General features: G+C 56.4%; 18 protein-coding genes and 2 tRNA genes. 15 read left to right on the top strand and 5 right to left on the bottom strand.

What is annotated here, in order from left to right; all coding sequences use genetic code 11:
- Window positions 1–75: 75 nt before the first annotated feature.
- The 15 genes from ftsH (at window position 76) to HZS81_RS06340 (ending at window position 16,158) form a co-directional block, all read left to right on the top strand.
- On the top strand, window positions 76–2,064 hold the full coding sequence (ftsH, locus tag HZS81_RS06410; RefSeq protein WP_179929740.1) for an ATP-dependent zinc metalloprotease FtsH: 1,989 nt from the start codon (window positions 76–78) through the stop codon (window positions 2,062–2,064).
- A 118-nt stretch (window positions 2,065–2,182) separates the two neighbouring features.
- Complete coding sequence (gene folP / locus HZS81_RS06405) at window positions 2,183–3,100, top strand: dihydropteroate synthase (RefSeq protein ID WP_422141575.1); 918 nt, start codon at window positions 2,183–2,185, stop codon at window positions 3,098–3,100.
- On the top strand, window positions 3,100–4,464 hold the full coding sequence (gene glmM, locus HZS81_RS06400) for a phosphoglucosamine mutase (RefSeq protein ID WP_179929739.1): 1,365 nt from the start codon (window positions 3,100–3,102) through the stop codon (window positions 4,462–4,464). Before folP ends, glmM begins: the two co-directional genes overlap by 1 nt.
- A 63-nt stretch (window positions 4,465–4,527) precedes the next feature.
- Window positions 4,528–5,277: a triose-phosphate isomerase gene (gene tpiA / locus HZS81_RS06395; RefSeq protein WP_179929738.1), complete on the top strand. Its 750-nt coding sequence runs from the start codon at window positions 4,528–4,530 to the stop codon at window positions 5,275–5,277.
- Between the two features lie 4 nt (window positions 5,278–5,281).
- Entirely contained in the window at window positions 5,282–5,644 is a 363-nt protein-coding gene (secG, locus tag HZS81_RS06390; RefSeq protein ID WP_179929737.1) for a preprotein translocase subunit SecG, read from the top strand.
- A gap of 32 nt (window positions 5,645–5,676) precedes the next feature.
- Window positions 5,677–5,763: transfer RNA gene (locus HZS81_RS06385), tRNA-Leu, on the top strand.
- Between the two features lie 106 nt (window positions 5,764–5,869).
- Window positions 5,870–5,946 (top strand) — tRNA-Met (locus HZS81_RS06380).
- Between the two features lie 266 nt (window positions 5,947–6,212).
- Window positions 6,213–6,674 (top strand): ribosome maturation factor RimP, encoded by a 462-nt coding sequence (gene rimP, locus HZS81_RS06375; RefSeq protein WP_179929736.1) that lies wholly within the window; start codon window positions 6,213–6,215, stop codon window positions 6,672–6,674.
- A 69-nt stretch (window positions 6,675–6,743) separates the two neighbouring features.
- Window positions 6,744–8,258 (top strand): transcription termination factor NusA, encoded by a 1,515-nt coding sequence (nusA, locus tag HZS81_RS06370; RefSeq protein ID WP_179929735.1) that lies wholly within the window; start codon window positions 6,744–6,746, stop codon window positions 8,256–8,258.
- Window positions 8,259–8,285: 27 nt separating this feature from the next.
- On the top strand, window positions 8,286–10,820 hold the full coding sequence (gene infB / locus HZS81_RS06365; protein ID WP_179929734.1) for a translation initiation factor IF-2: 2,535 nt from the start codon (window positions 8,286–8,288) through the stop codon (window positions 10,818–10,820).
- A gap of 18 nt (window positions 10,821–10,838) precedes the next feature.
- Complete coding sequence (rbfA, locus tag HZS81_RS06360) at window positions 10,839–11,243, top strand: 30S ribosome-binding factor RbfA (RefSeq protein ID WP_179929733.1); 405 nt, start codon at window positions 10,839–10,841, stop codon at window positions 11,241–11,243.
- A complete protein-coding gene (truB, locus tag HZS81_RS06355) occupies window positions 11,243–12,175 on the top strand; it encodes a tRNA pseudouridine(55) synthase TruB (RefSeq protein ID WP_179929732.1) in 933 nt (310 codons plus the stop codon). Before rbfA ends, truB begins: the two co-directional genes overlap by 1 nt.
- A gap of 95 nt (window positions 12,176–12,270) precedes the next feature.
- A complete protein-coding gene (gene rpsO / locus HZS81_RS06350) occupies window positions 12,271–12,540 on the top strand; it encodes a 30S ribosomal protein S15 (RefSeq protein WP_179929731.1) in 270 nt (89 codons plus the stop codon).
- A gap of 172 nt (window positions 12,541–12,712) precedes the next feature.
- Window positions 12,713–14,875: a polyribonucleotide nucleotidyltransferase gene (gene pnp / locus HZS81_RS06345; RefSeq protein WP_179929730.1), complete on the top strand. Its 2,163-nt coding sequence runs from the start codon at window positions 12,713–12,715 to the stop codon at window positions 14,873–14,875.
- Between the two features lie 113 nt (window positions 14,876–14,988).
- Entirely contained in the window at window positions 14,989–16,158 is a 1,170-nt protein-coding gene (locus HZS81_RS06340; RefSeq protein WP_179929729.1) for an MFS transporter, read from the top strand.
- 76 nt (window positions 16,159–16,234) lie between these two features.
- Here HZS81_RS06340 and HZS81_RS06335 read toward each other — a convergent pair whose 3' ends face one another.
- The 5 genes from HZS81_RS06335 to folK all read right to left on the bottom strand — a co-directional run bounded on the left by HZS81_RS06335 (window position 16,235) and on the right by folK (window position 20,333).
- Window positions 16,235–17,413 carry an acetyl-CoA C-acetyltransferase gene (locus HZS81_RS06335; protein ID WP_179929728.1) on the bottom strand — a complete coding sequence of 393 codons (1,179 nt, stop codon included), beginning with the start codon at window positions 17,411–17,413 and terminating at the stop codon, window positions 16,235–16,237.
- Between the two features lie 173 nt (window positions 17,414–17,586).
- Entirely contained in the window at window positions 17,587–17,967 is a 381-nt protein-coding gene (gene panD / locus HZS81_RS06330) for an aspartate 1-decarboxylase (protein WP_179929727.1), read from the bottom strand.
- An 11-nt stretch (window positions 17,968–17,978) separates the two neighbouring features.
- Window positions 17,979–18,872, bottom strand: a complete 894-nt coding sequence (gene panC / locus HZS81_RS06325) for a pantoate--beta-alanine ligase (protein ID WP_179929726.1) — start codon at window positions 18,870–18,872, stop codon at window positions 17,979–17,981.
- Between the two features lie 83 nt (window positions 18,873–18,955).
- Window positions 18,956–19,747: a 3-methyl-2-oxobutanoate hydroxymethyltransferase gene (gene panB, locus HZS81_RS06320; protein ID WP_179929725.1), complete on the bottom strand. Its 792-nt coding sequence runs from the start codon at window positions 19,745–19,747 to the stop codon at window positions 18,956–18,958.
- A 94-nt stretch (window positions 19,748–19,841) separates the two neighbouring features.
- A complete protein-coding gene (folK, locus tag HZS81_RS06315; RefSeq protein WP_179929724.1) occupies window positions 19,842–20,333 on the bottom strand; it encodes a 2-amino-4-hydroxy-6-hydroxymethyldihydropteridine diphosphokinase in 492 nt (163 codons plus the stop codon).
- Window positions 20,334–20,336: the final 3 nt, after the last annotated feature.

The raw sequence follows: 20,336 nt of genomic DNA, 5'->3' as shown, positions 1-20,336 counted from the left end.
GTTGAACGATTGATGCTGGTGTATGGTCTCAGTATCGAACGTTAACTGACAGATTTATGTAATGAGGGTAGCCCCTTGAACGATATGGCAAAGAACCTGATTTTGTGGTTGGTCATTGCGGCCGTGCTGCTGACAGTGTTCAACAACTTCAATACGGAAAGCGCGCCTCAAACCATGAACTATTCACAGTTCGTGCAGCAGGTGCAAAATCAGCAAGTGCGCAGTGTCACTATCGATGGTTACACCATTAATGGTGAGCGTACCGATGGCTCCTCGTTCCAAACGATCCGTCCATCGGCGGAAGATCCCAAGCTAATGGATGATCTGCTTGCCAACGACGTTACCGTCGTGGGTACAAAACCCGATCAGCAGAGTATCTGGACGCGTTTATTGATCGCGAGCTTCCCGATTCTGCTGATTCTCGCTATCTTCATGTTCTTCATGCGTCAGATGCAGGGCGGTGCCGGTGGAGGTAAAGGTGGCCCGATGAGTTTTGGTAAATCCAAAGCGAAGCTGCTCTCAAACGACCAGATTAAAACCACCTTTGCCGATGTGGCCGGTTGTGACGAAGCCAAAGAAGAAGTCGAGGAGCTTGTCGACTTCTTGCGCGACCCGACCAAGTTCCAGCGTCTGGGGGGCACGATCCCTCGCGGTGTGCTGATGGTGGGCCCGCCAGGTACGGGTAAAACGCTGTTGGCTAAGTCTATCGCCGGCGAAGCCAAGGTGCCGTTCTTCTCGATCTCGGGCTCTGACTTCGTTGAAATGTTTGTCGGTGTCGGTGCGTCGCGTGTACGCGACATGTTCGAGCAGGCCAAAAAGCAGGCGCCGTGCATTATCTTCATCGATGAGATTGACGCCGTAGGCCGCTCGCGCGGTGCTGGCATGGGCGGTGGCAACGATGAGCGTGAGCAAACGCTCAACCAGTTGCTAGTGGAAATGGACGGTTTCGAGCCGAACGAAGGCATTATCGTGATTGCGGCCACTAACCGCCCCGATGTGCTTGACCCGGCGCTCCTGCGTCCAGGACGTTTTGACCGCCAGGTCACCGTCGGCCTGCCCGATATTCGCGGTCGTGAGCATATTCTTGGCGTCCACCTGCGTAAGGTACCGTTGGCCGATGACGTTAAACCGCAATTGATTGCCCGCGGTACGCCCGGCTTCTCTGGTGCCGATTTGGCCAACCTGGTTAACGAGGCCGCCTTGTTTGCCGCACGTGGTAATAAGCGTCTGGTGAGCATGGAGGAGCTGGAGCAGGCCAAAGATAAAATCATGATGGGCTCTGAACGTAAGTCCATGGTCATGACCGATAAAGAGAAGCTCAATACGGCTTATCACGAGTCGGGGCACGCCATTATCGGCCTGGTGATGCCCGAGCATGATCCGGTCTACAAAGTGACGATTATCCCGCGCGGTCGTGCGCTGGGTGTGACCATGTTCCTACCGGAAGAGGACCGTTATAGCCTGTCGCGCCAGCAGATCATTAGCCAAATCTGTTCGCTGTTCGGCGGTCGTATTGCTGAGGAGATGACACTGGGGCCAAATGGCGTGACCACTGGGGCATCGAATGATATCAAGCGTGCCACGGAACTCGCCCACAACATGGTCGCCAAGTGGGGCTTGTCGGATGAGATGGGGCCAGTTCTCTACGACGAGGATGAGTCGCATCAGTTCCTCGGCTCAGGTCAGGGCGGTGCCAAGATGAAGTCGGGTGAAACCACTACGCGGCTGGATAAAGAGGTACGCAAGATCATCGATGGCTGCTACGAGCAGGCGTACAAAATTCTCGAAGACAACCGCGCCAAGCTCGATGCCATGGCCGAAGCGTTGATGAAGTATGAAACCATCGACTCCACTCAGCTTAAGGACATCATGGCAGGCCGTGATCCGCGTCCTCCCGAGGGTTGGGATGACCCGAGTGGTGGGGCGCCCTCGGGCGGCGGTTCAGCGGTAGATGAAGGGTCTTCTCAGAAGGCGCCGGAAGACTCGCACGATGGCGACGATGAAGAAGATGATGAACCCCGTCGCCGCCCGTCCGACCCACTAGGCGGCCCGGCAGGCTCTTAAGCCGGAGCCAAACGTAAGCGCCATACCAGCGCTTGCCCAGCAAAGGCGCCCTACCCGGGGCGCCTTTTTGTTATCCTGGCAGATGTAATTTCAGACGCTTCTCACACTAGGCTTTTGCATGACTTTAAACGCGGCTTCCCACCAAACGACCGAAGAGGGTTCTCACCTGCGCTGCGGTCGTCATTTGCTAGATATTTCTTTTCCTCGTGTCATGGGCGTTCTTAATGTCACGCCTGACTCCTTTTCCGACGGCGGTCAGCACAATGCGCTAGATGACGCGTTGCGCCACGCCGAGCGGATGCTGGCGGAAGGAGCGGCGATCATTGATGTTGGCGGCGAATCGACCCGGCCTGGCGCCGATACGGTCAGCGACCAGGAAGAACTTGACCGGGTCGCGCCGGTGGTTGAAGCGTTAGTGGGTGAGTTGGACGCCTTGGTGTCGGTGGACACAAGTAGCGCGCAAGTCATCCGTGAAGCCAGTGTCTTGGGCGCTGGTATGATTAACGACGTGCGCTCGCTGGAGCGCGAGGGGGCACTTGCGGCGGCGGCGTCGAGCGCCTTGCCGGTATGCCTGATGCACCGCCAAGGTGAGCCGCAGACCATGCAGCAGTCGCCACGCTATGAGCGCGCGATTGAGGCAGAGGTGGCTGATTACTTGGCACGACGCATAGAAGAGTGCGAAGCCGCAGGGCTTAAGCGTCATCGCTTGCTGATTGATCCGGGTTTTGGCTTTGGCAAGACGGTGGAGCATAACCTGCGTCTGCTAAAACATATGGATGCCCTTCAAGCGTTAGAGCTGCCGCTTTTGGTGGGAATGTCGCGCAAAAGCATGATAGGAAAAGTGCTAGGGCGCCCGGTGGAGGAGCGCCTTCATGGCGGGCTTGCCCTCTCTGCGTTAGCCGTTGAGCGTGGCGCAAAAATTTTGCGTGTTCACGATGTGGGCGCCACGGTGGATGCGGTGAACATGACCTGGGCGGTGCTCCACGAAGGCTGTTTTCAAGATAGCTGTTTTCAAGACAATGAGGGGGAGGCGTGATGGCGCGTCGCTACTTTGGCACGGACGGGATTCGCGGCACGGTGGGGCAAGCACCGATCACCGCTGACTTTATGCTTAAATTGGGTTGGGCGGCCGGGCAAGTCTTGCGCCGACAGTCGGGGCGCACGCGTGTGTTGATCGGTAAAGATACGCGTATTTCGGGCTATATGTTTGAGTCTGCGTTAGAAGCGGGGCTATCGGCAGCTGGCGTTGACGTGGCGCTGCTCGGGCCAATGCCAACGCCGGGAATTGCGTATTTGACTCGTACCTTCCGCGCCGATGCAGGCATCGTCATTTCGGCTTCGCACAATCCTTTTGCCGACAACGGTATCAAGTTCTTCTCGGCAGAGGGAAAAAAGCTGCCCGACGAGATCGAAGATCGTATCGAGACGATGCTGGATGCGCCCTTGACCACCGCGGATTCCGCGCAGCTGGGTAAGGCCATGCGCATTGATGACGCCGCTGGGCGCTATATTGAATTTTGTAAGTCGGCGTTGCCGGATCGTTTAAGTCTGCACGGTTTGAATATTGTGCTCGACTGCGCGCACGGGGCGACTTACCACATCGCGCCGAATGTGTTTCGCGAACTTGGTGCTAACGTTAGCGCCATTGGTGCTACGCCCGATGGGATGAATATCAACGAAAGGGTTGGCTCGACTTACCCAGCAGCGCTGCGTGCGGCGGTGATTCAGCAAGGGGCGGATCTGGGTATTGCGTTTGACGGCGATGGCGACCGCGTTTTGATAGTCGATGCTGACGGTAGAGAAGTCGACGGCGACGATATTCTCTACTTGATTGCCCGGGATCGCTACAAGCGCGGCTTGCTCGAAGGCGGTGTCGTGGGGACGCTGATGACGAACTTTGGCCTGGCGATGGCGTTGGAGAAAATGTCGATTCCCTTTGAGCGCGCCAAGGTCGGCGACCGTTTTGTCATGGAGCGTATGACCGCAAACGCATGGGAGCTTGGCGGTGAGTCGTCTGGCCATATTGTGTGCGGTCATATACAAACGACCGGCGATGGCATTGTCGCTGCACTACAGGTCGTTGGTATGATGGTGCGGGAAAATAAGACGCTACCGGCGCTGCTCCGCGGGTTGGAAAAAGTGCCACAGGCGCTCGTTAACGTGCGATTGCCCCCTGGCAGCCACGCCAAAAAGCTCATGACGTCCGAAGCGCTACAGCAGGCCGTGGCGAAGACGGAAGCCGAGCTTGGTGACGAAGGGCGAGTGCTTTTGCGCCCTTCCGGGACGGAACCGTTGATTCGCGTGATGGTGGAAGGGCGAGCGCACTTGGACGTCGATGCGTTGGCGCAGTCGCTGGCCGACCAGGTGCAGGCGCTGCTGTCACCGAACACAACGGCTTGACAATGGTTGTTTTGATCAGGCCGGTCCTATACCATTTTGGCCCACCATGAGTGAGGATGCCCCATGCGTACGCCCTTAATAGCCGGAAATTGGAAGATGAATGGCTCTGCCGAGCTTATTCACGCTTTCGGTGAGCGTTTTCGTGATGCAACACTGCCCGCGGCGTTGGATATCGCAGTGATTCCGCCGTTCCCCTATCTCCATGCCGCGTACCAGGCATTTCAAGGCACGCCGCTTACATTGGGGGCGCAAACGCTAAACCCGCTGAATTCCGGTGCGCATACCGGCGAAGTGAGCGGGCGTATGCTGAAAGAGTTTGGTGTCACGTATGTCTTGATTGGTCATTCGGAACGCCGGCAGCTCTACCAGGAAACGGATGACCATGTTTATGCTCGCACGCTAGCGGCGCTCAACGTCGGGATTGTGCCGATTTTGTGTGTTGGGGAAACGCTTGAAGAGCGTGATGGCGGCAGCACCATGGATGTGGTGCTGCGGCAAGTCGGTCATGTGATGGCGCGGCTTGAGCCTGAGCAGCGCGAACAGGTGGTGATTGCCTATGAGCCGGTATGGGCGATTGGTACTGGGCGCACTGCAACACCTGAGCAGGCGCAAGACGTAATGAGCGGCATTCGCGCGTATCAAGGTGAATTTGATGCACAACTGGCACAGCAGCTGCGCCTACTCTACGGCGGCAGTATGAATGCCAAAAACGCGGCTGAGCTACTCGCGCAGCCAGATATCGACGGCGGTCTAGTAGGCGGTGCCTCACTTAAGATCGACGACTTCCACGCTATTTGTCAGTCAGCAGGATAATTCCATGCAAGTTGCAATTTTAATGGTTCACGTGGTGATTGCGATCGCCCTGGTTGTTTTGATCCTGCTTCAGCAGGGAAAAGGTGCTGAAGCCGGTGCGGCGTTTGGCGGCGGTGCCTCACAAACGGTCTTTGGGTCGCGCGGTAGCGGCAACTTTTTGGCGCGTTTTACGGGTATCCTTGCGGCCGCTTTCTTCGCGACCTCTATGGCGTTAGCGTTCTTCGCTACCCAGGCCGGGCAGGCGCCCGAGGCGGGCATTCCTGATGCGCAATTAATTGAGCAACAACAAAGCGTTCCAACGCTTGACGAAGGTGATCAAAGCATGGATAATGCCGCGCCAGTGCTAGAGGAAAGCAGCAGCGAGTAATGCGTCGCCGCTTTTTAATAGCCTCCCCTGATGCCGAAGTGGTGGAATTGGTAGACACGCTATCTTGAGGGGGTAGTGACCTTACGGTCGTGCGGGTTCAAGTCCCGCCTTCGGCACCATCTGATTCGCTGGCACGCCAGCCTACCAGATCAGGAGTGGCAGTTGAGACGAAAAGAGATCTTGACGAAACAGTGTTAAGCGTCTATTATCGTCCACCTAGATTGATGCGGGGTGGAGCAGTCTGGTAGCTCGTCGGGCTCATAACCCGAAGGTCATCGGTTCAAATCCGGTCCCCGCTACCATTTCAGTCAGTGCCGCTTAGCGTTGCTAAGCACAAGTAATGGCGCTGATGCTAAAAATGGTATTACAGGTTTCTCCAAAAGCCCCTTCCTGTGAAGGGGCTTTTTGTTAGCAGCTGCTTTTGTTGTGGCTGCTGACGACAGTATCTCACTAGCGAATGTCTACCGGGTTACCGGAGACACGTTTCCGGGTAACGCCAATCAGCCACCTAGCTTTATTATCAACTCCTGGCCAGGTGCCTGATGCAACGGCTATAGGAGCTTTGTCTGTGGCCACAAAACACGCTGCGCTTTATGCGCTGATCGAACCCGTTGTTACTGCCATGGGCTTTGAACTATGGGGTATCGACCACCTTTCCCAGGGTAAGCATTCGCGTCTGGTGATCTACATTGAGCGCGAAAGCGGTGTTAGCGTCGAAGACTGTGCCGATATCAGTCGCCAAATCAGCGCCGTGTTAGATGTTGAAGACCCTATCGCCGGTGAGTATCGACTGGAAGTCTCTTCGCCGGGTATGGCGCGTCCTCTTTATACACTTGATCATTTTGCGCGTTTTCAAGGCCACCATGTGGCACTGAAGTTGCGCATGCCGTTTGATGGTCGACGCAAGTATAAGGGATTGCTAGCCGGAATTGAGGGCGATGAAATCCTGCTCCAGCTTGATGGGGAAGAGTACTGCTTCCCAATTGAAAGCATAGATCAGGCCAGCATCGTGCCTCAATTTGATGACTGAACGGGTGACGCGACCGGCGAGATGCCGGGCTTTTGCACATAAGGACAGGTTTTCTGGCGAGGCAAACGCATGAGTAAAGAAATTTTAATGGTCGTTGACGCGATCTCTAACGAGAAGGGCGTCTCCCGCGATGTCATTTTCGAAGCGGTGGAAGCAGCGTTAGCCAGCGCATCGCGTAAGCGCTTTGATAAAGAAGAAGCGAACGTGCGCGTTCACATTGACCGGCGTACCGGCGATTACGAAACGATCCGCTACTGGACGGTCGTGGAAGACGACGATTTCGAAACGCCCGACTACGAAATTAAAGAGAGCATCGCCGAACAGCGTGATCCGCCCTTGAAGCTTGGGGATGTGGTTGAGCAGAAGATCGAGAACGCTGAGTTTGGCCGCATTGCCGCACAAACAGCGAAACAAGTGATCGTGCAAAAAGTACGCGAGGCTGAGCGTGCTGAAGTCGTGCGTCAATACGCTGATCGTGAAGGCGAGCTGGTAGCGGGTATTGTCAAAAAGACCACTCGCGACGGTTTGGTGATTGATCTTGGCGACAACGCGGAAGCGTTCTTGCCACGCAATGAGATGATCCATGGCGAGCGCTACCGCATGAACGAGCGTGTGCGCGCATTGTTGGTTCAGGTTGACCCGGAAGCGCGCGGCGCGCAGCTTCTGCTATCGCGTACTTGTCCGGAACTCATTATCGAGCTGTTTAAAATAGAAGTGCCGGAAATCGCCGAGCAGTTAATCGAGATCAAAGGGGCGGCTCGCGATCCAGGGTCACGCGCGAAGATCGCGGTGAAAACCAATGATCGTCGTATCGACCCGGTAGGGGCTTGCGTGGGGATGCGCGGCTCGCGCGTTCAAGCGGTTTCTTCTGAGCTGCAAAACGAACGCGTGGATATCGTGCTGTGGGACGACAACCCCGCTCAATTGGTGATCAACGCCATGGCACCGGCCGATGTGGGGTCGATTCTGGTTGACGAAGACGCCCACGCGATGGATGTTGCGGTGGCAGAAGACAACCTCGCGCAAGCCATTGGCCGTAGTGGTCAAAACGTTCGCCTCGCCTCTGAACTGACCGGGTGGCGCATTAACGTCATGACCGAAGCCGAGTCTGAAGCGAAACGTGAACAAGAGATTGATAGCCTGGTAGACACCTTTATTCAGCATCTGGATGTGGACGACGATGTTGCCCGCTTACTGGTTGAGGAAGGGTTTACCACGCTGGAAGAAATCGCCTACGTGCCACTTGACGAGATGCTGGAAATCGAAGAATTCGATGAAGAGCTGGTTGAAGTGCTGCGTGCGCGGGCAAAAGACGAGCTGCTGACGATGGCAATCGCCTCAGAAGAAGCGCTAGACGGTGCCCAGCCGGCAGACGACTTGCTAGAAATGGACGGTATGGAACGTCACCTAGCCTTTATTTTGGCTAGCCGTGGCATCGTCACCATGGAAGATCTCGCCGAGCAGTCTGTCGACGATCTGGTCGATATCGAGGAATTGGACGAAGCGCGCGCAGCGGCACTGATCATGACTGCCCGTGCGCCCTGGTTCGAAGACGACGCAACATCCGATTCGAACACACAGTAAACAGGTCACGGGCTGAGGAGGGTCAAGATGTCAGATATGACAGTTAAAGATTTTGCAGCGAAGGTGGGGCGCGATGTACCCCGTCTACTGGAACAAATGAAAGAAGCCGGGCTTAAGCATCGCTCGGAAACCGATGCCGTTTCCGAAGACGACAAGCGTACCCTGCTCAACCACTTGAAAAAGAGTCACGGTGGTGAGGGCGATAGCGACAAAAATCGCGTCACGCTAACACGCAAAACCCGTAGCAAAATTAAAACGGGCGAGCGCGGCAAAACGATCGAAGTGCAGGTGCGTAAGAAAAAAACGTACGTAAAGCGCTCCGAAGAAGAAACACCGAAAGCGTCAGAACCCAAGCACTCTGGCCCGCGCCAGCTGGTAGGGGACATGGCCGTCGCGGAAGCCGAGCGCAAAACGCGCGACGCTGAAGAGCGCCAAGCCGCGGAAGACAAGCGCAAAGCGGAAGAAGCCGAGCGTAAACAAGCGGAAGAGCAAGCGAAGAAAAAGGCAGAAGCGCCGACTGAGCTTGAAATCCCTGTGCCGGAGCTAGAGACAAGCGAGCCCGCGCCAGAAGAGCCGCCGGCACCGCCCAAAGAGGGTCGCAGCGACCGCCGTACGGCGCCGCCGAAGAAAACGGCCGCGAAGAAAAAGGGTCGTCGCGACGATGAGGATGATCGTAGTGATCGCGAAGAGCGCAAGCGTGGCGGTGGCGCGAAGAAAGCAAAACGTTCTGAGCGTCGCGGTGGCCGTCGTGGCGGTGCTAGCCAAGCGGGCAATGGCAAACACGGCTTCCAAAAGCCGACGCAGCCGATTGTGCGCGAAGTCTCGATTCCCGAATCGATCAGCGTAGCCGACTTGGCCGATAAAATGTCGATCAAGGCCAACGAAGTTATCAAGGCCATGTTTAACATGGGTGCGGCGGTGACCATTAACCAGACCATCGACCAAGATACAGCGTCGATTGTCGTGGAAGAAATGGGCCACAAGCCTAAGCTGGTCAAAGATGACGCGCTGGAAACCGAGGTGCTGGAAGGGATCTCCTATGAAGGTGAAGAGATTACCCGCTCGCCGGTCGTCACGGTCATGGGTCACGTAGACCACGGTAAAACCTCACTGCTCGATTATATTCGTGAGGCAAAAGTTGCCACGGGTGAAGCTGGCGGTATTACCCAGCACATCGGCGCGTACCATGTGGAAGACGAGCATGGTGGCGTAACCTTCCTGGATACGCCTGGCCACGCGGCGTTTACCGCCATGCGTGCCCGCGGTGCCCAAGCGACGGACGTCGTTGTCCTGGTCGTGGCAGCTGACGATGGTGTGATGCCACAAACCATCGAGGCCGTCGAGCACTCGAAAGCCGCTGGCGTACCGATGGTGGTTGCGGTCAATAAGATCGATAAGGCTGGCGCGGACCCGGATCGAGTTAAAAACGAGCTGTCTCAACACGGCGTTATCTCCGAAGAGTGGGGCGGCGATACACAGTTCGTTCACGTTTCGGCGAAAAGCGGTGAAGGGATTGAAGAATTGCTCGAAGCGATCCAGCTGGTCTCTGAAGTGCTGGAGCTTAAAGCTGTGCCGGAAGCGCCAGGTAAAGGCGTTGTCGTGGAGTCGCGCTTGGATAAGGGTCGCGGTCCGGTGGCTACCGTGCTGGTACAAAACGGCACGCTGAAAAAGGGCGATATCGTCCTGGCAGGCCTGCACTACGGTCGTGTGCGCGCCCTAACCAATGAGTTGGGTAAGCAAGTTGATGAAGTTGGCCCGGCGATGCCGGTCGAAATCCAAGGCTTGGACGGCACCCCGGATGCAGGGGATGACTTCATGGTGCTGGCGGATGAGAAGAAAGCTCGCGAAGTGGCTAACTTCCGCCAGGGTAAATACCGTGAAGTACGCCTTGCTCGTCAGCAAAAAGCCAAGCTTGAGAACATGTTCAGCCAGATGGGCCAAGACGAAGCGGCCAAGCTCAACATCGTCCTCAAAGTCGACGTGCAAGGCTCGCTGGAAGCGATCAAGGGCGCACTCGAAGAGCTCTCTACCGATGAAGTCGAAGTCGCGGTCGTGTCTTCCGGCGTAGGCGGTATTACTGGTACCGATGCCAACTTGGCTCTTGCCAGTGACGCCATCGTCGTAGGTTTCAACGTCCGTGCCGATGCGGCCGCACGTGAGATTATCGAGCGTGAAGGCCTGGATTTACGCTATTACAGCGTTATCTATCAGCTAGTCGACGAAGTGAAGCAGGCCATGAGCGGCATGTTGGCGCCGGAGTGGAAAGAAGAAATCGTCGGCATTGCCGAAGTGCGCGATGTCTTCCGGGCACCCAAAATTGGCGCGGTGGCTGGCTGTATGGTGGTCGAAGGTACTGTCCACCGTAACAAGCGCATCCGTGTGCTACGCGACAACGTCGTCATCTACGAAGGCGAGCTTGAGTCCTTGCGCCGCTACAAAGATGACGTTCAGGAAGTACGCAGTGGTATCGAGTGTGGCATCGGGGTGAAGAACTACAACGATGTCCAGGTCGGCGACAAAATCGAAGTCTTCGACCAAGTGAAGGTCGAGCGCAGCCTCTAAGGCCGCCGGGAGTTTTGCATGCGCGAATTTAAGCGTACCGACCGGGTAGCCGACCAACTCCAGAAGGAGCTGGCGGTTCTCATCCAGCGTGAGGTCAAAGACCCACGTTTGGGAATGGTCACGGTCAGCGGCGTGGACGTTAGCCGCGACCTTGGTTATGCCGATGTCTACATCACCTTGTTGGGTGAACAGACACCGGAGCGGATTAAAGAGAACCTGCAGGTACTAAAGCGTGCGGCGGGGTTCTTGCGTAGCCAAATTGCCAAGCGCGTTAAGCTACGTCACGTGCCGGAACTGCGCTTTCATTACGATGAAAGCGTGGTGCGCGGGCAGCATCTGTCATCGTTAATTGACGAGGCGGTGGCGAGCGACCTTGATCGTCAAGACGATGACGATGAGGTGGACCACGAGGAGGCGCGCTAGTGGCGCGTCGCCGTCGTGGTTTGCCCGTCAACGGTGTGTTGCTGTTGGATAAACCCAAGGGCATGTCCAGCAATCACGCTTTGCAGCGCGTGCGACGGCTTTATCAAGCGCAAAAAGCGGGGCATACCGGTACGCTCGACCCGATGGCCACCGGCATGTTGCCAATTTGTCTGGGGGAGGCCACCAAGTTTTCGGCCCACCTGCTAGAGGCAGATAAGGTATACAAAACGCGTGTCGAGCTAGGCGTTATCACCGATACTGGCGACGCCGAAGGCGAAGTGCTGGAGCGTCGGCAGGTGCCGAACTTGTCAGACGCTGATATCGATGCCGTGATTGCGCAGTTTCGCGGCGAGATCGAGCAAGTGCCGCCGATGTACTCGGCGCTAAAACACCAAGGCAAAAAGCTTTACGAACTTGCCCGTGAAGGCAAACATGTTGAGCGTGCAGCCAGGCGCATAAGCGTGTATGATGCGCGCCTGCTGTCGCGGGATGGAAGTGCTTTCGAGCTGGAAGTCAGCTGTAGCAAAGGCACTTACATCCGCACGTTGGCCGAAGATATTGGCCAGGCGCTTGGTGCTGGCGCGCATATCAGTGCGTTAAGAAGGCTAAAAACAGGGCCGTTTGGCGCTGACACCTTTGGCACGTACGGCATGTGGACGCTTGATGCCCTTGAAGCGCTCGATGGTCAAGAGGCAAAAGAAGCGGAGCTGATGCCCGTTGATGTGCTAGTCGATCATCTGCCAGCGCTTGATGTGGCTAAAAGCGACTATCAGCGCTTGATCCATGGGCAGTCCGCTCGAAGGGATGTCGCGGGGATGGCGATGGATACGCTGACACGGCTTTATCACGGCGAGGCTTTTATTGGCCTTGGCGTGGTGAAAGGTGCCGATGAAGTGGCACCCAAACGGTTGTTGAACACAGCCGCCGCGTAAGTGTAATGTTTGCGCACAAAGTACGACTGAGACTGCAAATATGCGTGGTCTCACCCATTCATTTATATTAGGCATATTGCTTACTGGAGTGAAAGATGGCACTAACTGCTGAAAAGAAAGCCCAGATCGTTGATGAATACGGTCGCGGCGAAAGTGACACCGGTTCACCGGAAGTTCAAGTGGCTCTGCTGAGCGCCAACATCAATGGCCTGCAGGATCACTTCAAAACCAATAAGCAGGACCACCACTCGCGTCGTGGCCTGATCCGCATGGTTAACCAGCGTCGTAAGCTGCTGGATTACCTGAAGCGTAAAGATTTCGAACGCTATCAGTCGTTGATTCAGCGCTTAGGTCTACGCCGCTAAGATTTTACAGGCGAAGACAGAAAAACGGGCAGCTCCTTGTGAGCTGCCCGTTTTTTTGTCTGGCTAGCCTAGCATGTGGGAAAGTATATAGAGAAGCGGTAGCCCTACGGTGCTTCAGCGCCTAGAATAGTGAAGAGTCAAAACGACCAAACGAAAAGACAAGTTGATATTAATGCGAAAGGAAGTTGCCGTGAATCCGGTTAAAAAAACGTTCCAGTATGGTCGTAGCACCGTCACGCTCGAAACCGGGCGTATTGCTCGCCAAGCAACCGGTGCTGTGATGGTTACGATGGATGATACCGTCGTGCTATGTACGGTAGTGGCCAAGAAGGATGTCAATCCCAGCCAGCCGTTCTTCCCGCTGGCGGTGTTCTACCAAGAAAAAACCTACGCCGTGGGCAAGATCCCTGGCGGCTTTTTCAAGCGTGAAGGGCGCCCGACGGAGAAAGAGACGCTGACCTCGCGGCTGATTGACCGCCCGATACGTCCGCTCTTTCCCAAAGGCTTTATGAACGAAGTACAAGTTGTCTGTACCGTTCTCTCTACTGACCGTAACCACGATCCCGACATTGCCGCAATGCTCGGTACATCGGCGGCGTTAGGCATTTCCGGCGTGCCGTTTAACGGCCCGATTGGTTGTGCTCGTGTTGGTTTTAATGAAGATCATGGCTATTTCCTCAACCCTACCGTTGAAGAACTGAAGACCTCTGAACTCGACATGGTGGTGGCCGGCACTGAAAAAGCTGTCCTCATGGTGGAATCCGAAGCCCAAGAGCTCCTTGAAGACGAAATGCTGGGCGCTGTGCTTTACGGTCATCAAGAAATGCAGGTAGCGATCAGCGCCATTAATGAGCTGGTGGCCGAAGCTGGCAAACCGCGTTGGGAATGGCAGCCGGCACAAGAAAATAGTGCGCTAAAAACCGCCCTCGCTGAGGCGTTTGAAACCAAAGTGGGGGATGCCTACCGCATCACCGACAAAATGGCGCGTCAGGATGCATTGTCGTCCGCGAAAGAAGAAGCACTCGCGCAGTTTGCCGTCGTCGAAGGCGAAACAGCAGACGGCAGGTTCGATGCCGATGAGGTGAAAGGGGCTTTCGCGAGCTTAGAGAAACGCGTCGTACGCTCGCGTGTGGTTAAAGGCGAGCCACGTATCGACGGCCGCGATAACCAAACGGTACGTCCGCTCGCGATTGAAGTCGGCACCTTGCCGAAAACCCACGGCTCGGCGATTTTCACCCGCGGTGAAACCCAGGCGATTGCCATTGCCACCCTTGGCACCCTGCGTGACTCTCAGCTGATCGAATCGCTTGAGGGCGAGCGCAAAGACCGCTTTATGTTGCACTATAACTTTCCCCCTTACTGTGTGGGTGAAGCCGGCTTCATGGGCGGGCCGAAGCGGCGCGAAATCGGTCACGGCCGTCTGGCACGTCGCGGTGTGCAAGCGATGCTGCCATCAGAAGATGCTTTCCCCTACACCATTCGTGTGGTGTCGGAGATTACTGAGTCCAATGGCTCAAGCTCCATGGCTTCGGTGTGTGGCTCCTCGCTGGCACTAATGGATGCTGGTGTGCCGCTCAAAGCACCCGTGGCGGGTATTGCCATGGGTTTGGTGAAAGATGACGACGGTTTTGCGGTGCTGACCGATATCCTGGGTGATGAAGATCACCTTGGCGATATGGACTTCAAAGTGGCCGGTTCAGAAGAGGGCGTGACCGCCCTGCAGATGGATATCAAGATCGAAGGTATCAACGAAGAGATTATGGAAACCGCGCTGCAGCAAGCTAACAAAGCGCGTCTACATATTCTTAAAGAGATGAATACCGTCATCAGCCAAAGCCGTACCGAGGTGTCAGATAACGCGCCGTCTATGGCGACGATCAAGATCGATCCGGACAAGATTCGCGATGTTATCGGTAAAGGCGGGGCGATGATTCGCAAGATTTGTGATGATACCGGCGCGTCTATCGATCTGGATGACGATGGTACTGTGCGTATTTACGCTGAGGATAAAAGCGCTGCTAAGGCGGCAATCGATACCGTGCTGGCCATTACCGCAGAAGCGGAAATCGGTAAGCTCTATTTGGGTAAGGTCGTACGTCTCGCCGACTTTGGTGCTTTCGTGAATATCATGCCGGGTACTGACGGCCTCGTGCATATTTCACAAATCGTGCCGGAGCGGGTTAACAACGTGCGTGATTATCTGAACGAAGGCGATGACGTGGTGGTGAAGGTACTCGATATCGATAACCGCAACCGCGTAAAGCTTTCGATCAAAGAGATCACCGAGGAAGAGAAAGCCGCGTTTGACGCTGAGCGGGCTGAAGTCGCTCTGTAAAGCGCGTTTTACAGCACGCTTTCTTCAAGCATGAAAAAACCGCCCCGAGGCTTTGGCCTCGGGGCGGTTTTGTTTGTTAGTCAGGGGTTTAGAGAGTCAGGGAGTAATCCGCTATGGAGCAGGAGCAAGCACCACGCTGGTGGGCGGTGGTGGCCGTGATGATCGGCATTTTTTTATTGGTGACCGCCGAGCAATTACCGATTGGGTTGCTTTCGCAGGTGGCTTCTTCAATGGGTGTTACCCCCGGCATGGCAGGCTTAATGGTTACCGTGCCCGGCGTGGTTGCTGCCTTTTCAGCCCCGTTATTACCGGTCGCCGTGGGGCGCTTGGATAGGCGCATTATGCTCACGGTATTGATGGTCGTGATGGTGGCCGGGAGTGTGTTTTCGGCATTGGCCAGCAGCTTTACCTTGCTGCTCGTCGCCCGCGTGCTGGTGGGCCTTAGTATCGGTGGGTTTTGGGCCGTTGCTGGCAGTATTGCCCCGCGTTTAGTGCCCGAAGCGCAGGTGCCAAAAGCGATGACGGTGATTTTTGGTGGCGTCGCGGCTGCGTCAGTGCTCGGCGTACCATTGGGTACGCTATTGGGGGACCTTAGCAACTGGCGAGTCGCCTTTGGGGCGCTGGGCGGCTTAAGCTTGTTAACGGCAATTGCGCTGTGGTGGTGGCTACCGCCTTTACCTCCACGAGAACCCGTACGTTTGCGAGTATTAGCACAACAGTTTAGTAATCGCGGGGTGCGGGTCGCGGTGTTAACCACGGCTTTTGTGGTGGTAGGGCACTTCGCTGCCTATACCTTTATTAGCCCCATCTTGCAGAATATAAGTGGTATTTCCCAACGCCATGTGGGCAGTCTGTTGCTGCTCTACGGGGCGGCGGGCATTGTGGGCAATGTTGCGGCAGGCTTATATGCCGGGCGCCACCCTTATCGTGCGGTGTTGGCGATCCCCAGCCTACTGCTCATCGTTGTGGCCGCCTTTCCGTTGTTGGGTGTTCAACCGAGCAGTGGTGTGGCGCTGCTGATGGTGTGGGGCGCGGCGTTTGGCAGTGTATCGGTCAGCATTCAAACCTGGATTTTGCGTACTGCGCCGAATACCGAAGCCGCCACAGCTTTGATGGCGTTTACCTTCAATCTATCGATTGGTCTGGGCGCCATGTTGGGCGGGCGTATCGTCGATGGCACTAGCTTACCGATTGCCATGTGGGCCGCATCGGGTTTATTCCTGCTGGGTGTTTTGTTGGTCTGGCGAACACCGTCGCACGTTGTGGGGGAGAAGCGTCGCTAGGCCGTAAAAACATGAACCATTAAAATGCCCCCGCTATTAGCGGAGGCATGGCGTTTAACCGTGTCAAAAATAGCGGTTAAGGGCGCTCGATGGCGAGTGCCACACCTTGACCGCCGCCGATACACAGCGTGGCAAGGCCTTTTTTGGCATCGCGGGCGATCATTTCGTGCAGTAACGTGACCAGCACGCGACAGCCAGAGGCGCCAATCGGGTGGCCCAGTGCAATCGCCCCGCCGTTAACGTTGACCTTGCTGACATCCCAGCCTAGTTCTTTGTTGACTGAGAGGGCCTGAGCGGCAAAGGCTTCGTTGGCTTCGACAAGATCGAGATCGTCCAAGCTCCAGCCAGCTTTCTCCAGGCAGCGGCGGGTCGCCGGCGCCGGGCCAATACCCATGATAGCCGGGTCAACCCCAGCGTTGGAGTAAGACGCGATGCGCGCGAGCGGCTCAAGGCCGAGCTCTTTCGCCTTGTCGGCGGAGCAAAGCATAACCACGGCGGCGCCGTCGTTGAGCGCAGAAGCGTTACCGGCAGTGACCGTGCCGTCTTTCTTGAACGCGGGGCGCATGGTGCCAAGCTTCTCCGCTGTCACTTCACGCGGGTTCTCGTCAGTATCAAACACAACCGGATCGCCTTTGCGCTGCGGAATCTCCACAGGCACGATCTGGCTCTTGAATTTGCCATCTTTGATCGCTTGAGCGGCTTTCTGCTGCGACGCTGCAGCGAACTCGTCCATTTCCTCGCGAGTGATGCCGTACTTCTCGCCGAGATTTTCGGCGGTGATGCCCATATGGTAGTCGTTGAAAGCATCCCACAGGCCATCGTGCACCATGGTGTCAAGGGCCTTCCAGTCGCCCATCCGCTGGCCATTGCGCGAGTTAGGCAGTACGTGCGGTGAGGCGGACATGTTTTCCTGGCCGCCGGCAATGATAACGCTCGCATCGCCGCAGCGAATCGCCTGGGTGCCCAGGTGCAGCGCTTTCAGGCCAGAGCCGCAGACTTTGTTAATGGTCATCGCAGGCACAGCATCGGGGAGCCCCGCCTTGATAGATGCCTGACGCGCCGGGTTTTGGCCAACGCCTGCGGTAAGCACTTGGCCGAGCAATACTTCATCAATTTGATCCGGCGCCACACCCGTTGAGCTAAGGATGTCTTTGATTACGAGTGCGCCGATCTCGCTTGCGGGAATACCGGCAAGGGAGCCGCCAAAAGCGCCGACCGCAGTACGGCGTGCTGCAACAATCACCACGTCTTGCATAAGAAAACTCCTAGGTAGCATGAAACAGGCATTTATTGAGCCGTCTTGGCCTTTACATTAACGCCTTCTTGTAGCATAGGGGAAGGGTGTGCGACGCGGCAATACGCTTTTCGGACCAAATAAAAACGGGCCGTAAAAACGGCCCGTTGATTAGCAAGACAGAGTCTGTTTGATCAGGCAAGCTGTACCGGAATCGCGTTGCTTGTGTGGCTAACGACGTTGCCTTCTTGCAGGTACACCAGCGCCGGCTGATGGTTATCCAGCTCCGCCTCTGCGTAATGAGCGTAGCTGCAGATGATGACGCGATGACCCGGGCTCGCCAGGTGGGCAGCAGCGCCGTTAATAGATATCATTTGAGAGCCTTCTTCTCCGCGGATGGCGTAAGTGGTGAAGCGCTCGCCGTTTTCCACGTTGTAGATCTGAATCTGTTCGTTTTCACGAATGCCGGCCATATCCAGCAAATCGCCATCAATGGCGCAGGAGCCTTCATAGTTAAGAACCGCGTGAGTGACGCGGGCCATGTGAAGCTTGGCTTTGAGCATAATGGTTTGCATGGAGTGTACCTTTATGACTGAGCTGACGCGGGGTCAGCGCCAGCGCGTGTGTCGGTTGAAACGGGAAGTGTTAATGTCACGTTATCAATCAGTCGTGCAGGCCCAAGTTTGGCGGCTGCAAGCAGCACGGCATCGCGGGTTGTGGCTTCCACCGGGCCAAGCGTATGATCACGCAATTCAATGTAGTCCGGTTTAAACCCGGCATCATACAGCGCTTGATATCCCTGTTGTAGTATTTCGTGGTGGTTTGCGCCATTTTCAAGCGCATCGCGCATCGTGCATAGGGTGCGGTAGAGCGTGGGCGCCGTGGCGCGCTCTTCAGGGCTTAGGTAGCCATTGCGCGAAGAGAGGGCGAGACCGTCTTCATTGCGCACAATTGGTACACCGATAATCTCGATGGGCAGGTGCAAATCGGTCACCATTTTGCGAATGACCGCCAACTGCTGATAATCCTTCTCGCCGAAACAAGCAACATCGGGCTGCACTAGGTTAAAGAGCATGGTGACGACCGTGGCAACGCCATCAAAATGGCCGGGGCGATCACCACCACAGAGGCCTTCGCTGACCACGGGTACATGCACGCTGGTCTGCTCATCAAGCCGACTGGGGTACAGCGCCTGTGTTGTGGGGGCAAAGAGCACATCGCAGCCGGCGTCAGCGAGTGCTTGCTGGTCGGCCTCAAGCGTGCGTGGGTAGGCGTCGAGGTCTTCCCCTGGGCCAAACTGCATCGGGTTGACGAATAGGCTTGAGACCACCACGTCGGCGTGCTGGCGCGCGGTTTCGACCAGCGCTAGATGGCCAGCATGCAAATTGCCCATGGTAGGAACTAACGCGAGGCGCTGGCCGCGCTGGCGATATTCGCTGAGCGCATAACGTAGGTCTGAAATGTCTCGCAAGGTACGCATAAATGCTCCGAAACGCAGCGAGCCGCTGAATCCATCAGCGCTGTGTCGTGATTAAAACTGAGCGTGGATAAAACAGTGCGTGGTTAAAAACAGTGCTCCGGTGCCGGGAATACACGCTGTTTGACGTCTTGGTGGTAGCGCTGGAATGCCCCCTGGATACTATCAGCGTCGGCCAAGAAATTTTTAACAAAGCGGGGCGTGCGCCCGTGGGTGACGCCAAGTATGTCGTGCATGACCAAAATCTGGCCGTCGGTGTCCGGGCCGGCACCAATACCGATGACCGGCACGTCGAGCGCCTCCGTCACGGCTTTGCCCAGACTCGCCGGAACGCACTCAAGCAAGATCACCGAAGCGCCGGCCTCGACCAGGGTTTTGGCGTCATTAATGATCTGCTCGGCGCGCTCGGCATCGCGTCCCTGCACTTTATAGCCCCCCAGCTGATAAACCGTCTGCGGCGTTAGCCCTAAGTGCGCGCATACCGGTACGCCGCGACGAGTCAGCTCGCGGATGCCATCGGCCATCCACGCTTCGCCCTCGACTTTCACCAGTTCGGCACCGGCGCGCATCAACTCGCCTGAATCGCGCAATAGCTGCTCGGTGCTTGCATTGCTCATAAAGGGCAAATCGACCATCAGAAGGCTCGCTCCTTTGCCTCGGGCGGCGCAATGGGTGTGGTAGCAAATGTCATCCAGCGTTACTGGCAGGGTGCTTTGCTGTCCTTGCAGTACCATGCCCAGGGAGTCGCCGACCAGTAGCACGTCAATGCCTGCTTGGCTGGCGGCGTGGGCGAAGGAGGCGTCGTAGGCGGTCAAACAGCTGAACGTTTCGCCGGCGCGTTTATACGCCTGCAGCGTGCTCAGGGTGACGGTTTTCATGGCGTGATCTCGTGTTCTGCGTTAGGCCTGCAGGCCATGGTGAGCGCCTCTAAATGGGCGCTAGATATGACGTAACCCGCAATTGTTACCCAAATTAGCGCGTGCTGTCGAGAGGGATAATCTCATCGGTCAGCGGCGCCAGCCAGTGCTCAAGCGGCTGACCGTGTAGCGTCAAGTGCGGGGCTACCTCCATGAGCGGGCGTAGCACAAAAGCGCGTGTGTGCATTTCTCGGTGCGGCACGTACAGCCGGTAATGCTCGATGTGGGTGTGGTTGAATAGCAAGACATCAAGATCCAGCGTGCGTGGTCCCCAGCGGTGTTCTCGTCGGCGACGGTGGCGCTGCTCAAGCGCTTGCAGCTGATCCAATAGGGCCAGCGGCGAGAGGCGGGTTTCCAGCGCAGCCACGGCGTTGACGAAGTCAGGCTGATCCTGAGGCCCCACCGGCTTGCTACAATAAAGCGATGACGCTTCCACAAGTCGGCTCAGCGGCAGCCGGTCAAGCTCGGATAAGGCATGTGTTACTTGCTGAACAGGGTTATCCACGTTACTGCCCAGCCCAATATACGCCAGTGACGTGTTCGGCATGGG

This window comes from Vreelandella salicampi (genome assembly GCF_013415105.1).
GTDB classification, from domain to species: Bacteria; Pseudomonadota; Gammaproteobacteria; order Pseudomonadales; family Halomonadaceae; genus Vreelandella; species Vreelandella salicampi.
Note: the sequence above shows the minus strand (reverse complement) of the source record. Positions and strands in the feature narration are given on the sequence as shown.

Excerpts from the sequence above, each read along its gene's own strand:
- nusA (WP_179929735.1), top strand. The coding sequence starts at position 6,744 with ATGAGTAAAGAAATTTTAATGGTCGTTGACGCGATCTCTAACGAGAAG.
- glmM (WP_179929739.1), top strand. The coding sequence starts at position 3,100 with ATGGCGCGTCGCTACTTTGGCACGGACGGGATTCGCGGCACGGTGGGG.
- infB (WP_179929734.1), top strand. The coding sequence starts at position 8,286 with ATGTCAGATATGACAGTTAAAGATTTTGCAGCGAAGGTGGGGCGCGAT.
- rpsO (WP_179929731.1), top strand. The coding sequence starts at position 12,271 with ATGGCACTAACTGCTGAAAAGAAAGCCCAGATCGTTGATGAATACGGT.
- panB (WP_179929725.1), bottom strand. The coding sequence starts at position 19,747 with ATGAAAACCGTCACCCTGAGCACGCTGCAGGCGTATAAACGCGCCGGC.
- rbfA (WP_179929733.1), top strand. The coding sequence starts at position 10,839 with ATGCGCGAATTTAAGCGTACCGACCGGGTAGCCGACCAACTCCAGAAG.
- pnp (WP_179929730.1), top strand. The coding sequence starts at position 12,713 with ATGCGAAAGGAAGTTGCCGTGAATCCGGTTAAAAAAACGTTCCAGTAT.
- HZS81_RS06335 (WP_179929728.1), bottom strand. The coding sequence starts at position 17,413 with ATGCAAGACGTGGTGATTGTTGCAGCACGCCGTACTGCGGTCGGCGCT.
- folK (WP_179929724.1), bottom strand. The coding sequence starts at position 20,333 with ATGCCGAACACGTCACTGGCGTATATTGGGCTGGGCAGTAACGTGGAT.
- panD (WP_179929727.1), bottom strand. The coding sequence starts at position 17,967 with ATGCAAACCATTATGCTCAAAGCCAAGCTTCACATGGCCCGCGTCACT.
- tpiA (WP_179929738.1), top strand. The coding sequence starts at position 4,528 with ATGCGTACGCCCTTAATAGCCGGAAATTGGAAGATGAATGGCTCTGCC.
- secG (WP_179929737.1), top strand. The coding sequence starts at position 5,282 with ATGCAAGTTGCAATTTTAATGGTTCACGTGGTGATTGCGATCGCCCTG.
- panC (WP_179929726.1), bottom strand. The coding sequence starts at position 18,872 with ATGCGTACCTTGCGAGACATTTCAGACCTACGTTATGCGCTCAGCGAA.
- HZS81_RS06340 (WP_179929729.1), top strand. The coding sequence starts at position 14,989 with ATGGAGCAGGAGCAAGCACCACGCTGGTGGGCGGTGGTGGCCGTGATG.
- folP (WP_422141575.1), top strand. The coding sequence starts at position 2,183 with ATGACTTTAAACGCGGCTTCCCACCAAACGACCGAAGAGGGTTCTCAC.